This is a genomic window from Bradyrhizobium sp. MOS001, from assembly GCF_004634465.1.
In the GTDB taxonomy this organism is placed as follows: domain Bacteria; phylum Pseudomonadota; class Alphaproteobacteria; order Rhizobiales; family Xanthobacteraceae; genus Bradyrhizobium; species Bradyrhizobium barranii.
Genome location: NZ_SPVJ01000019.1, coordinates 101,810 through 114,939 on the forward strand (window position 1 = coordinate 101,810; position 13,130 = coordinate 114,939).

Below are 13,130 nucleotides of genomic sequence, written 5' to 3' on the forward strand. Positions count from 1 at the left end.
GCTTGCATAGGGTCGGATCGCTGTCTTGACTATGACTGACCGGTCAGTCATAAATAGGGAATGACAAAGAAGCCAACCAAAGCAGCCACGCCAACCGCAGCTCGCGCCGATGCGAAGGGCCGTGCGCCCGCCGACGCTGCGCCCGCTTCGAATCGTGCCACGCGTGCGGCCGAGCGTCGGTCGGCCATCGTGGAAGCGGCGATGGAGGAGTTCATCGCGCGTGGCTTTGCGGCGACGCGGCTCGACGACATCGCCAAGCGGGCGGGTGTCGCAAAGGGCACGATCTACCTGCACTTCAAGGACAAGGAATCGATGTTCGAGGAGCTGGTGCGCACTGTGATCGTGCCGGTGGTAGCGAAGCTGAATGCGCTGCCGCCGCCGACGGGCTCGGTGCGCGATCTCGTCGAGGCCTTTGCCGGTAACTTCCTCAAGGAGGTCATCGGCACGAGGCGCGGCGATCTCGTGCGATTGATCGTGGCGGAAGGGCCGCGCTTTCCGTCCGTCGCCGATTTCTACTATCGCGAGGTCGTCTCGCGCGGGATCGCCGGCATGCGCGCGCTGATCGAGCTCGGCATTGCCCGCGGCGAGATCCGCGAGAAGAACCTCGCGCGCTATCCGCAGATCCTGGTCGCCCCCGCGATGATCGCGGTGATCTGGCAGAGCCTGTTTGCGCGGCACGCGCCGCTCGACGCCCAGGACATGCTGCGCGTCCATCTCGATTTGATTTTTGGCGAACGGAGGACGACATGAAGTCGTCACGAGCAATTTCTGTGCTTGCATTGGCCGCCGTGCTGGCAACCGTCCTTGCCGGTTGCAAGGACAAGCGCGATCCTGGATTTCAGGGTTGGGTCGAGGCCGACATGATCTTCGTCAGCCCGGACGAAGCGGGCCGGGTGACGAAGCTCAATGTGCGCGAGGGCGACGAGGTGAAGGTCGGCGATGCCCTCTATTCCGTCGACGACGATCTTCAGCTTGCCGACCTCAACCAGAACAAGGCGACACTGGCCAATGCGCAGCAGACCTATGATCGCGCGGCCTCGCTGAACAAGACCGGCTCCGGTACGCAGGCCAATCTCGATTCCGCCGTGTCGTCCTTGCGTGTCGCCGAAGCGCGGGTCGTGACGTCGGAGACGCGAATGGCGCGGCGCAGGGGCTTTGCGCCCGTTGCCGGCACCATCCAGCAGATCTACTTCCGCGAGGGCGAAATGGTGGCGGCGCAGCGGCCGGTGCTCTCGATCATGCCGCCCGGCAACATGAAGCTGCGCTTCTTCGTGCCCGAGACCGAGTTGCCGAAGCTTGCGATCGGCGACACGGTGCGCATCTCTTGCGACAATTGCGCGGCGGATCTCACCGCAAAGATCTATTTCATCGCGACCTCGGCCGAATACACCCCGCCTGTCATCTACAGCCTCGATGAGCGCAACAAGCTGGTCTATTTGATCCAGGCGCGGCCCTCGCGGCCCGATGCCCTGCGGGTCGGACAGCCGATCGACGTCTATCTCCATCCAAAAACGCCGGTGGCGGACAAGCGATGAGCGGCGGCAACGGCAACGGCATCGCGATCGACGTCAAGGGCCTGACCAAGTCGTTTGGCGGCCGCGAGGTCGTGCACGATCTGTCGATGCAGGTGAAGCGCGGCTCGATCTATGGCTTCCTCGGGCCGAACGGCTCGGGCAAGACCACCACCATCCGCATCCTCTGCGGCCTGCTCACGCCCGACAGCGGCGAGGGTACCTGCCTCGGCTACGACATCCGGCGCGATGCCGAAAAGATCAAGCGCCAAGTCGGCTACATGACCCAGCGCTTCAGCCTGTACCAGGACCTCTCGGTGCGCGAGAACCTCGAATTCGTTGCGCGACTCTATGGCCTCGCCGATCCACGCGGCGCCGCGCGCGACATGATCAAGCGGCTCGGGCTGTCGGGGCGCGAGGAGCAGCTTGCGGGCGAGCTCTCCGGCGGCTGGAAGCAGCGGCTCGCGCTCGGGGCCTGCACGCTGCCCAGTCCGAAACTGCTGCTGCTGGACGAGCCGACCGCCGGCGTCGATCCCAAGGCGCGGCGCGACTTCTGGAACGAGATCCATGCGCTCGCGGCCGACGGCCTCACCGTCCTGGTCTCGACCCACTACATGGACGAGGCCGAGCGCTGCCACGAGATCGCCTATATCGCCTACGGCCATCTCCTGGCGCACGGCACGGTGGAGGAGGTGATCGCGAAGTCCGCCCTGACGACCTACACCGTGACGGGCGAGGAGCTCAACGGGCTCACGGCCGCGCTCACCGGCAAGCCCGGCGTGGATATGGTCGCGCCGTTCGGTACTTCGCTGCACGTTTCCGGGCGCGACGTCGCCGCACTCGAGGCCAGCATCGCGCCGTGGCGCGAGAAGGGCAGCCTGCACTGGCACAAATCATCGCCCTCGCTCGAAGACGTGTTCATCGAATTGATGAGCCGTTCCAAGGACAATTTCCAATGAGCGCCGCCGATCATCCCGCACCCGCGCACGAGATCCGCGAGCGCTTCGGCTTCTGGAAGCGCTCCTATGCGATGCTGGTCAAGGAGTTCATCCAGCTCAAGCGCGACCGCGTCTCGTTCGCGATGATCGTGATGCTGCCGGTGATGCAGCTTCTGCTGTTCGGCTATGCCATCAACACCACGCCGCACAATCTGCCGAGCGCGGTGCTGCTCCAGGAGGATTCGGATCTTGCCCGCTCGGTGTTGAAGGCGCTGGAGAACACCGCCTATTTCCGCTTCATCTACGAGGTGCACGATGTCGACGATTTCGACAACCTGCTGAAATCGGGCAAGGTGCTGTTCGGCGTCGAGATTCCGCGGGGCTTCGAGCGGGCGGTGCGGCGCGGCGACAGGCCGGCGCTGCTGGTTGCGGCCGACGCCACCGATCCCGTTGCGGCCAGCGCCGCGCTCGGCTCGCTCGGCATGGTCGTGCAGACCGCGCTTGCGCACGATCTCTATATCGGCAATCCGCCCGAGATGCCGTTCGAGATCCGCGCGCATGCGCGCTACAATCCGGCCGCGTCGTCCAGCCTCAATATCGTGCCGGGCCTCGTCGGCACCATCCTCACCATGACCATGCTGATCTTCACCGCGCTCTCGGTCACCCGCGAGGTCGAGCGGGGCACCATGGAGAGCCTGCTGTCGATGCCGATCAAGCCGGTCGAGGTGATGTTCGGCAAGATCGTTCCTTATGTGCTGGTTGGCTTCCTTCAGGCCTTCCTCATCATCGGCATCGGTGTCGGCTTGTTCGGCGTGCCCTTGCTCGGCAATCTGTTCCTGCTCGCGCTGCTGTCGACCTTGTTCATCGCTACCAATCTGTCGATTGGCTACACCATCTCGACGGTGGTGCAGAACCAGCTCCAGGCCATGCAGATGGCCATGATGTTCTTCCTGCCGAGCATTCTGCTCTCCGGATTCATGTTCCCGTTCGCCGGCATGCCGGTCTGGGCGCAATATCTCGGCGAATGCCTGCCGCTGACCCATTACTTGCGGATTGTCCGCGCCATCATGCTGAAGGGCGCGACCATGCAGAATTTGCACTTCGACGCGCTGGCGCTGGCGATCCTGATGCTGGTCGCCATGACCATCGCGGTGACGCGCTTCCGCCGTACGCTGGATTGAGGCACAATGCCCCGGAATCGAGGGGAGAAATGGTCAGGTTTGCCAGCAGGAAGACCCGGCAACATGCCGTGATGTCGGAGGAGTTCGAGCGCGAGCTGACGCGAGAAGTGCTGCGGACCGAGCTGTTGCGGGTGAGGGCGCTGATCACGACGGGCTGCGTCATGATCCTGTTCCTCACTGCAACCTACCTGATCGACCCTGCCATCGTGAACCGGGTCTGGCGCGGGACGGAGGGCTTGGTCCGCGAATACATGCTCTTGGGGGGCTTCATCCTCTTCGAGGTCTGGGTCCACAGCCAGATCAGGCGAAACCTCAAGCTCGATCGCGACCTGCCGGTGATCAGGCGCTATATCGGCGCTCTCATCGAAACGTCGCTGCCGACGATCATCCTGATTCTGCAGATTCGCAGCATGGGCGCTGGGCCCGCGCTCGGTTTCGTGCTGCCACTGGCCTATTTCATCTTCATCATTCTTTCGACGCTGCGGCTCGATTTCTGGCTGTCCACCTTCACGGGATTTGTGGCCGCAGCCGAACTCCTGGCCGTCGCGCTGTACTACAATTCGGCCAGCGAGGCTGGCGAACCGCTGATCTACTTTCACGCTGTGCGCAGCACCATCATCCTGATCTGCGGCGTGCTCGCCGGCTCCGTCGGCGCGCGGCTGCGGCGGCAATTTGCCGCGAGCATCGCGGCCGCCACCGCGCGTGATCGCGTCACCAACCTGTTCGGCCAGCACGTCTCGCCGCAGGTGGTGGAACGGCTGATGGCGGCGGGGCCCAGCGCGGGCGGCGACCTTCGCCGCGTCGCGGTGATGTTCGTCGATTTCCGCGGCTTCACCGCCAGCGCGCGGTTGCGCACTCCGCAGGAGGTGGTTGACCGGCTCGACGGTGCGTTCGCCGTGCTGGTCGACATCCTCGATCGTCAGGGCGGCATCGTGAACAAGTTTTTGGGCGATGGCTTCCTCGCCCTGTTCGGCGCGCCGCTGGAGGCCTCCGACGCCGCGCACCGCGCGGTTGCCGCGGGCCGCGAGATGCTGGCCGCGATGGACCGCATCAACGCGCAAACGAGCTGGCCGCTGCGGATCGGCATCGGCATCCATTTCGGCGAGGTCGTTGCCGGCAATATCGGCTCGCCCCGGCGCAAGGAGTACACGGTGATCGGCGACACCGTGAATTTCGCCTCGCGGCTGGAGGCACTCAACAAGGAGTTCGGCTCGCACCTCCTGATCTCCGCGTCCGTCCGCGAGGCGCTCGGCGACGACGGTGAGGACGCCGTCGCGCTCGGCGAGGTCGCGGTTCGCGGCTACGAGCACAAGGTGGCGGTGTTTCAACTGGGGTGAGGGTGCTCGCGTTTCGTTGAAGGCGAGTGATGAAATATCTCACGGCGATTTCCGCTCATATTGTCAGGACGCCGAAACCTCTCGGCTTCCGTTTGCCACGCGGAGAGAACCCATGACCCGATTGACCCTTGTCTCGGCCGCCCTGATCGCCGCCGCCGTCTATCAAACCCAGGCCGCAGCCGCTCGCGACGTCGCCCCGCGGCGCGCCTCGCCTCAGGCGGCTGCGGATTGCGTGAGGGCTCCGGCACAGGGCGCGTTTGCCTCAGCGCCCTACAAGCAGCCGCCCTGCACGCCGAGGGCAGCGAATTAACGCGCAAGGCGAGGTCGGGTTGGCAACGTCCGCCGGCCCGACCTCGCGTCGCCGGTCTCGCAATTGCGGTACTATGGTAGTTCTTGACTCCTATCTCATCTAGTCATCTATATGACTATATGAATGCAGCTCCGCACGACGACCGCCTGCCACGCTACCAGCGCCTGCGCGACGACCTCGCCGCGCGGATCAACCGCAATGAATGGCGGCCGGGCGAGCCGATCCCGTCGGAGGCCGAGCTTGCGGCGCATTACGGCGTCGCCATCGGCACCGTGCGCAAAGCGATCGATCAGCTCGTTGCGGATGCCGTGCTGGAGCGCCAGCAGGGCCGCGGCACCTTCGTGCGGCGGGCGCGCTTCAACTCCTCGCTATTCCGTTTCTTCCGCTTCCAGTCCGAGAGCGGCGAGCGGCGCGTGCCGAAGAGCCGCATCATCCGGCGCAAGAGCGTTCCGGCGAATTCGGCCGTTGCGTCGGCGCTGCGCATCCCTGTCGGCGAGCCCGTGATAAGCCTGTCGCGTCTGCGCCTGATCGACGATGTACCGCTGCTCGCCGAAGAAATCTGGCTCCAGCAATCGCGCTTCGCGCCGATCCTGGAGATCGACACCGCCGAATTCGGCGACCTGCTTTATCCGCTCTACGAGGAGCGCTGCGGGGAGGTGGTGGTGTCGGCCGAGGAAATTCTGACGGTCGAAATGGCCAACGAGATGCAGGCGCGGCTGCTGCGCCTCGAAGCGCACGCACCATTGATCGTGATCGAGCGCCTCGCGCTCGATCTGGAGCGGCGGCCGATCGAATGGCGCAGGTCGCGGGGGCCGGCCGACCGGTTCCGCTACCACGCCGAGATCAGGTGAGAGCGACCTTTCAACGACATCAAGCAATAACGAATTCAAGGGAGAAACAATGTCAAACTGGTACAGCGAAAGCTCGCCGCTGGAGCGGCGCACGTTCTGGGCAAGCTTTGGCGGCTGGGCGCCTGGATGCGCTCGACGTCCAGATGTTCGGCCTTGCCATTCCCGCGCTGATCGCCGCCTTCGGCATCAGCAAGGCCGATGCAGGCCTGCTCGGCTCGGTCACGCTGTTCTTCGGCGCGTTCGGCGGCTGGCTCGGCGGCGCGCTCGGCGACCGTTTTGGCCGCGTCAAGGCGCTTCAGATTACCGTTGCGACCTTTGCGCTCGCGACCTTCGCCTGCGCGTTCGCGATGACTTACAACCAGCTCCTGATCCTGAAGGCGATTCAGGGCCTCGGCTTCGGCGCCGAATGGGCTTGCGGCGCGGTGCTGATGGCCGAGATCATTCGCCCCGAGCATCGCGGCAAGGCGCTGGGCTCGGTGCAGAGCGCCTGGGCCGTGGGGTGGGGCGCAGCTGTGCTGCTCTCGGCCCTCGTGTTCACTTATGCACCCGCCGACATCGCCTGGCGGCTGCTGTTTGCGCTGGGGCTGTTGCCCGCGCTCCTCATCATCTTCATCCGCCGCGGCTTGAAGGAGCCGCCGCGCGCGGTCGCAGCCGACAAGACGCCATTCTTCGCCACGCTCTCGGGCATCTTCCATCGCGACGTGTTGCGCTCGACGCTGATCGGTGGCCTGTTTGGCATCGGCGCCCACGGCGGTTACGCGGCCCTGACCACGTTCCTGCCGACATACTTGCGCGAAGTGCGGCATCTGTCGGTGCTGGGCTCCAGCGGCTATCTCGCAGTCATCATCGTTGCCTTCTTCTGCGGCTGCATCGCGAGCGGCATCATCAGCGACCGCATCGGCCGCAGGGCCAATGTCACCTTCTTCGCCAGCGCCTGCATCGTCACCGTGCTGATCTACATCTTCGCGCCGCTGACCAACGGCGAGATGCTGGTGCTCGGCTTTCCGCTCGGCTTCTTCTCGGCCGGCATTCCCGCCAGCATGGCGGCGCTGTTCAGCGAGCTCTATCCGGCCGGCGTGCGCGGCACCGGTGTCGGCTTCTGCTACAATTTCGGCCGCATCGTCTCCGCCGCGTTCCCCTTCCTCGTGGGCTATCTCAGCGACCATATCGGGCTCGGACCGGCGATCGGCATCGATGCGGCCTTCGCCTATTCGCTGGTGCTGATCGCGGTGGTGCTGCTGCCCGAAACCCGCGGCAAGGTTTTCGAACAAGCCGCGGCGACGCGCGCCTGACGCCGGATGGGGAGCAGTCACCATGATATCCCGCGAGCGTGGCCTGACGCGCCGCCAATTCGGCACAGGCCTTGTATCCCTCGTGTCGGCCACGGCCGTCGCGAGCCGAGCGAAGAGTGAGACGAGCTTGCCGACAATCGATACCCATGCCCATGTCTTCCACCGCGGCCTCAAGCTCGCGCCCGGCCGGCGCTATGCCCCCGATTACGATGCGCCGCTGGCGCTCTATCTGGAGCAGCTCGACCGCAATGGCATGAGCAATGGCGTGCTGGTGCAGCCGAGCTTTCTCGGCACCGACAATTCCTATCTGGTCGAGAGCCTGAAGACTTCCGGCGGACGCCTGCGTGGTATCGCGGTGGTCGATCCTTCCGTGACCGCGGACGAACTGCGCGCGCTCGATCGCGCCGCGTCGTCGGCATCCGCCTCAATCTGGTCGGTCAGCCCTTGCCCGATCTCGCTGCCGGCGAATGGAAGGCGCTGCTCGGAAACGTGAAATCGATGGGCTGGCAAGTCGAGCTCCAGCGCAACGCGTCCGACCTCGCACTGCTGGCGCCGCAGCTGCTCGACCATGGTGTCACCGTCGTGCTCGATCACTATGCGTTGCCGGATCCGAAACTCGGCGTCGCCGATCCCGGCTTCCAGTCGGTGCTGAAGCTCGGCGCGACGCGAAATGTCTGGGTCAAGATCTCGGCGCCGTATCGCAACGGCGCGAGCGGCGAGAGTTTTGCGAAGGAGGCCTATCCGCTGCTGCGCAAGGCTTACGGCCTCGACCGCCTGCTGTGGGGCAGCGACTGGCCGCACACGCAGTTCGAGGCGTGGCAGGCTTACGCGAGAAACAGGCAGTTTCTCGATGCGCTGATCGTCGACGACAGCGAGCGCGCGCGGGTGCTCGCATCGCCGCATCAGCTGTTCCGCTTCTGATTCTCCCTCCTGATCTCCTCGCGCGATTGCTCCGAATGCTCCGAATTTTGGGGCATGACGAGCGATGTCGCCGGCCTGTAGACTGCCGGCGATGCGGCCGGTTGAGGCCGCGATTTTCATGAGGAAGTGAAGATGCAGCGCCGCTACATCACCGTCGACGTGTTCACCGACCGCGCCTTCGGCGGCAACCAGCTCGCCGTGGTGCTCGATGCCGGCGGGCTCACGACGCAGCAGATGCAGGCGATCGCGACCGAGTTCAACTATTCCGAGACGACCTTCGTGCTGCCGCCGTGCGACAAGGCCAATGACGCCGAGGTGCGCATCTTCACGCCGGTGCTGGAGATTGCCTTTGCCGGCCATCCCAATGTCGGTACCGCCTTCGTGCTGGCCTCGATGGCAAAAGAGCTGAAGCCGCGCCTGCTGTTTGAGGAGAAGGCCGGGCTCGTGCCGGTCGAGATCGTGAGAGAGCAGGGCCGGGTGGTCAGGACCGAGCTCACCGCGCCCCAGCCTTTGGCGCGGCTGTCGCAATTGTCTGCCGCTGAAGCTGCAAGCTGCGTCTCGCTCGGTGCGGATGACATCAAGGTCGACAGCCACGCGCCGCAGATCGTCAGCGTTGGAAACGCGTTTCTGGTGATGGAGCTGCATTCGCGCGAGGCGCTCAAGCGCGCCCGGCCCGATGCGGCCGCCTACGGCAAGGTCTTGCCGCGGGACGGCGCCCGCTCGGTATGGTTCTACACGCGCGACGTGCCGCCAGCGGAGGCGCCTTGCGATCGGCAGGCGCGGATGTTCATGCGCGGCGCCAGCGGCCTCGTCGAGGATCCCGCCACCGGCAGCGCGACGGTCGCCGCGGCCGCGCTGTTTGCCGATCTCGATCCCATGCGTGATGGCGAGTTGAAGCTCACCGTCGGCCAGGGCTTTGACATGGGCCGGCCAAGCATCCTCTGGACGCGCGTGCGCAAGCAGGATGGTAAGATCACGTCCGCTCATGTCGGCGGCAGCTGTGTGCAGATGATGGAGGGGACGTTTCGGCTGGCGGGGGAGGGGTGAACTCTCTCCACGCGCCAAGACGAGCTCGCGCCAGATCCGTCATCCTGAGGTGCGAGCCCTTGCGAGCCTCGAAGGATGCACGGCGGAGATGCTACATCGGGGCACGCCGTCGTCCTTCGAGGGCCGCTGAAGAAGCGGCCACCTCAGGATGACGGCTACGGTTAAAGTCGTGCTCCCCGACCGAAGGCCGCTACACCTGCCGCCCCGCCAAATTCCTCACCGCCACGCCATCGCGCTCCTCGATGATCTCCGCGATCATCTGGCGGTGGCAATGGGTGTGATCGCGTTCGTAGCAGAGCAGGCAGACCGGTCCGGCCTTCATCACCAGCGCCGAGAGCTCGTCCATCTCTTCCCTGGCCTGCGGCGTCTTCAGGTGCTTTGAATAGATCCTCTCCAGCACATCGTATTGGCCGCTGCGCGCGGCGAGGCGGCCTTCCTTCGGCGTGCCGAGCGCGGCGAGATGGACATAGGCGATGCCGCGCTCGTCGAGACCCGCGGCAAGCTGCTTCTTCGAAAAGCCGGGCCGGCGCGATGAGGTCACCGCGCGCACGTCGACCACGAGCTTGACGCCGGCCTCTTCCAGTTCGTCGAGCACCGCCTTGGGCGGCGTCTGTTCATAACCGATGGTGAAGAGCTTTTTCGCCTTTGCCATGAACCATCCTCAGCTGACCCGCGCGATCAGTTCCATGGCGCCGGCCGGTGCGCGCACCTTGCCCTCGTGGATGACATAGGCGAACACGTCGCGCGGCTCCTTCTTCGGCTTGGCCTCGTCGACCTTCGGCAGATCGTCGGGTTCACTCCCCTCGGCCCAGTCCTGAAAGCGCTTGGCCCAGGCATCGAGCTGCTTCGGCGGATAGCAGGTCTTGATCTCGTCATTGCCCTTCTGGAGCCGTGCATAGACGAAGTCGCCGGCGACGTCGGCGATCGCCGGATATTTGCCGTGCTCGGCGAACACGACAGGCGTCTCGAACTCGCGGATCAGCGCGACGAAGTCCGGCGCGCAAAAACTGTCGTGGCGGACCTCGACGACATGGCGCAGCGCGCGTCCATCGAGCTTGCGCGGCAGCAGCTCCAGGAACTTGCCGAAATCGGCGCCGTCGAACTTTTTCGTCGGCGCGAACTGCCACAGCACCGGTCCGAGATGGTCGCCGAGTTCCAGCACGCCGGAATCATAGAACCGCTTGATGGAATCGCCGGCCTCGGCGAGCACGCGCCGGTTGGTGGCGAAGCGGGGTCCCTTCACCGAGAACACGAAACCATCGGGCACTTCGCTGGCCCATTTGCGAAAGCTCTCCGGCTTCTGCGAGCCGTAATAGGTGCCGTTGATCTCGATCGAGGTCAGCTTCGAGGCGGCATAGGACAGCTCCTTGGCCTGCGTGAGCTTCTCCGGGTAGAACACGCCGCGCCAGGGCTCGAAGGTCCAGCCGCCGACGCCGATGAAAATGTTGCCGGATTTTTTGGACGCGGTTTTTGCTTTGGCCACGGGAGGGTCTCGCATCGACGGGGAGGGACCTCATCCTAATCAAACCAGATGTGATTGGCCAGTTGCGCCGTCCCGTCTAAGGTCGCAATGGGACCCGCGCAAAAGGAGAACAAGAATGCGGATGCTGATGGTGGGAGCGGCGCTCGTCATGATGACATCTGCTGCCATGACGTTTGGTGCCATGGCCGACGATGACGACGATGCCAAGGGTGCGCAGAAGCTCGCCATGCAGGGCCGCGACGATTACTGGCATTGCCTGGCGCGGGAATATTCGCGCGACTCCAATCAGGGAATGTCGGAACAGGATTTCGGCCGCTCGGTCGCGGGCGCCTGTCCGTCGGAGAGGCAATATTACCGGGTGGCGTTGCTCGACTATCTCACCACGCAATATCCGAACATCGATGCCGGCGCCCATCTCGCCACCGCGAACAGAGCGGTCGAGTCGGCGCAGAAGGACATCGTGACGGCCTTCGTCAAGCACAGGCCGCCGACGAAGTAGGGGAGTGGCGAATGGCCAATAGCGAATAGGGCACGAAAGCCAGCGCTCTTCATTCGCTACTCGCCATTCGCTCCTCCGCGGAGGGCCCTTCCAGCTCCGCGCGCATCCATGGTATTGCTGGAGGCATCTGGAACAGGGATGGGCTTCCATGTCGTCTGAGTCGGTGGGTGGCATTCTGGGCGCGATCGTCGCGGCGGTCGTGCTTGCGGTCGCCGTCGTATTGGGGCCGATCGGCCAGTACGGCAAGCCGCCCAGGCCGGCAAAGGCCGAGCCGGCTCCGGCCGCAGCGCCCGCTGTCCCGGCCGCCCCCGTGCCGCGTGGGCCGGTGATCAAGGAAGTCCCGAACTAGCAAGGGTCTGAAAAAGAGCCGCTATGCCCCCTTGCGAAGCGGTTTTGCCGTACCTATCTAGTTTCTAACGGCGACGTTGAGCGAAACCTCCGGCGCTGGAACGACCTTGGAATAGCTTGGGCTTGCGCCGGATGTACGCGCGGTCCGCCGTTCCGGGGTCGTTGGCATTTTTGGGCCCTTTTTGGGCCTTTCCCCACAGACCCCCGGCTCGGTAGATCTTGGCAGCGCAACGTCTTGGCAGCGCAGGACGCGGCGGATATACGCTGCCGTCATGAATGAAGCGATCAGACCGGGCTCCGGCACTCCCCCGCAGGCTCAAGAGGCGCCGGAACTGTCGGTCATCGTCCCGACGTTCAACGAGCGCGACAACGTCACGGTGCTGTACCGGCGGCTGGAGGCGACGCTCGCCAACGTCGCCTGGGAAGTCGTGTTCGTCGACGATAATTCGCCCGACGGCACCTGGGACGTCGTGCGCGCGCTGGCGCAGCGCGACAACCGCGTGCGCTGTGTCCGTCGCATCGGCCGCCGTGGCCTGTCGGGCGCCTGCATCGAGGGCATCCTGGCCTCCAGCGCGCCCTATGTGGCCGTGATCGATGCCGACCTCCAGCACGACGAGACGCAACTGCCGAAGATGCTGTTGCTGCTCGCAAGCGACCAGGCCGATCTCGTCGTCGGCAGCCGCTACATCGAGGGCTACAAGAGCGAAGGCTTCAACAAGCAGCGCGCCGGCGCCAGCGCGCTTGCGACCGAACTCGCCAGGAAGGCGTTGCGGGTCGAGATCGCCGATCCCATGAGCGGCTTCTTCATGGTTCGCCGCGACCGTTTCGAGGAGCTCGCGCCGAAGCTGTCGGTGCACGGCTTCAAGATCCTGCTCGACCTCGTCGCGAGCGCGAACGGTGGCTTGCGAGCCGTTGAAATTCCCTACACGTTCGGCGAGCGCCAGCACGGCGAGAGCAAGCTCGATTCCATGGTCGCGCTGGATTTTCTCGGCCTGGTGCTGGCCAAATTCACCAACGATGCTGTCTCGCTGCGCTTCATCCTGTTCGCGATGGTCGGCGGCATCGGCCTCGTGGTGCATCTGACGACGCTGTTCATCGCCCTTCAGCTATTCAAGGCGCCGTTCGCGGAGGCGCAGGCCGCGGGCGCCGTCGTCGCCATGACCAGCAACTTCGTCCTCAACAACTTCCTCACCTATCGCGACCAGCGGCTGAAGGGCTTTGCGCTGCTGCGCGGCCTGATCGCCTTCTACATCGTGTGCAGTGTCGGCCTGCTCGCCAATGTCGGCGTCGCCTTCTCGGTCTACGACCAGGAGCCGATCTGGTGGCTGGCCGGCATGGCCGGCGCGCTGATGGGCGTGGTGTGGAACTACGCGATGTCCGGACTGTTCGTCTGGCGCAAGAAATAGCTCGAC

General features: G+C 64.8%; 13 protein-coding genes and 2 pseudogenes. 13 read left to right on the forward strand and 2 right to left on the reverse strand.

Annotated features, from left to right (window positions below):
* Window positions 1–60 precede the first annotated feature (60 nt).
* The 10 genes and pseudogenes from CT676_RS23195 to CT676_RS23240 all read left to right on the forward strand — a co-directional run bounded on the left by CT676_RS23195 (window position 61) and on the right by CT676_RS23240 (window position 9,388).
* Window positions 61–750 (forward strand): TetR/AcrR family transcriptional regulator, encoded by a 690-nt coding sequence (locus tag CT676_RS23195; RefSeq protein WP_094184412.1) that lies wholly within the window; start codon window positions 61–63, stop codon window positions 748–750.
* Window positions 747–1,535, forward strand: a complete 789-nt coding sequence (locus tag CT676_RS23200; protein ID WP_135215455.1) for an efflux RND transporter periplasmic adaptor subunit — start codon at window positions 747–749, stop codon at window positions 1,533–1,535. The genes CT676_RS23195 and CT676_RS23200 overlap by 4 nt, the downstream gene beginning before the upstream one ends.
* Window positions 1,532–2,470, forward strand: a complete 939-nt coding sequence (locus CT676_RS23205) for an ABC transporter ATP-binding protein (RefSeq protein ID WP_135215456.1) — start codon at window positions 1,532–1,534, stop codon at window positions 2,468–2,470. Before CT676_RS23200 ends, CT676_RS23205 begins: the two co-directional genes overlap by 4 nt.
* Window positions 2,467–3,630, forward strand: coding sequence for an ABC transporter permease (locus tag CT676_RS23210; protein ID WP_135215457.1), 1,164 nt, complete (start codon window positions 2,467–2,469; stop codon window positions 3,628–3,630). The genes CT676_RS23205 and CT676_RS23210 overlap by 4 nt, the downstream gene beginning before the upstream one ends.
* Window positions 3,631–3,659: 29 nt before the next feature.
* Window positions 3,660–4,967 (forward strand): adenylate/guanylate cyclase domain-containing protein, encoded by a 1,308-nt coding sequence (locus tag CT676_RS23215; RefSeq protein ID WP_135215458.1) that lies wholly within the window; start codon window positions 3,660–3,662, stop codon window positions 4,965–4,967.
* Between the two features lie 112 nt (window positions 4,968–5,079).
* The gene (locus CT676_RS23220) at window positions 5,080–5,277 is read left to right on the forward strand and encodes a hypothetical protein (RefSeq protein ID WP_085404340.1); all 198 of its coding nucleotides are present in this window, start codon (window positions 5,080–5,082) and stop codon (window positions 5,275–5,277) included.
* A gap of 119 nt (window positions 5,278–5,396) precedes the next feature.
* Window positions 5,397–6,128, forward strand: a complete 732-nt coding sequence (locus CT676_RS23225) for a GntR family transcriptional regulator (RefSeq protein ID WP_135215459.1) — start codon at window positions 5,397–5,399, stop codon at window positions 6,126–6,128.
* Window positions 6,129–6,177: 49 nt separating this feature from the next.
* Window positions 6,178–7,420 (forward strand): annotated as a pseudogene (locus tag CT676_RS23230) (MFS transporter).
* Window positions 7,421–7,442: 22 nt separating this feature from the next.
* A pseudogene (locus CT676_RS23235) lies at window positions 7,443–8,341 on the forward strand (amidohydrolase family protein).
* 132 nt (window positions 8,342–8,473) lie between these two features.
* Window positions 8,474–9,388: a PhzF family phenazine biosynthesis protein gene (locus CT676_RS23240; protein ID WP_135215460.1), complete on the forward strand. Its 915-nt coding sequence runs from the start codon at window positions 8,474–8,476 to the stop codon at window positions 9,386–9,388.
* 190 nt (window positions 9,389–9,578) lie between these two features.
* Here the strand turns inward: CT676_RS23240 and CT676_RS23245 are convergent, their stop codons facing one another.
* Both CT676_RS23245 and CT676_RS23250 read right to left on the reverse strand, forming a co-directional pair.
* Entirely contained in the window at window positions 9,579–10,040 is a 462-nt protein-coding gene (locus tag CT676_RS23245; protein ID WP_135215461.1) for a DUF488 domain-containing protein, read from the reverse strand.
* Between the two features lie 9 nt (window positions 10,041–10,049).
* On the reverse strand, window positions 10,050–10,886 hold the full coding sequence (locus tag CT676_RS23250; RefSeq protein WP_094184413.1) for a DUF72 domain-containing protein: 837 nt from the start codon (window positions 10,884–10,886) through the stop codon (window positions 10,050–10,052).
* 100 nt (window positions 10,887–10,986) lie between these two features.
* Between CT676_RS23250 and CT676_RS23255 the strand changes: the two genes are divergently transcribed.
* The 3 genes from CT676_RS23255 to CT676_RS23265 all read left to right on the forward strand — a co-directional run bounded on the left by CT676_RS23255 (window position 10,987) and on the right by CT676_RS23265 (window position 13,124).
* On the forward strand, window positions 10,987–11,370 hold the full coding sequence (locus tag CT676_RS23255) for a hypothetical protein (protein WP_071912497.1): 384 nt from the start codon (window positions 10,987–10,989) through the stop codon (window positions 11,368–11,370).
* Window positions 11,371–11,518: 148 nt separating this feature from the next.
* The gene (locus CT676_RS23260; protein WP_071912499.1) at window positions 11,519–11,719 is read left to right on the forward strand and encodes a hypothetical protein; all 201 of its coding nucleotides are present in this window, start codon (window positions 11,519–11,521) and stop codon (window positions 11,717–11,719) included.
* A gap of 271 nt (window positions 11,720–11,990) precedes the next feature.
* Window positions 11,991–13,124, forward strand: coding sequence for a glycosyltransferase family 2 protein (locus CT676_RS23265; protein WP_135215462.1), 1,134 nt, complete (start codon window positions 11,991–11,993; stop codon window positions 13,122–13,124).
* The last annotated feature ends 6 nt before the right edge of the window (window positions 13,125–13,130 follow it).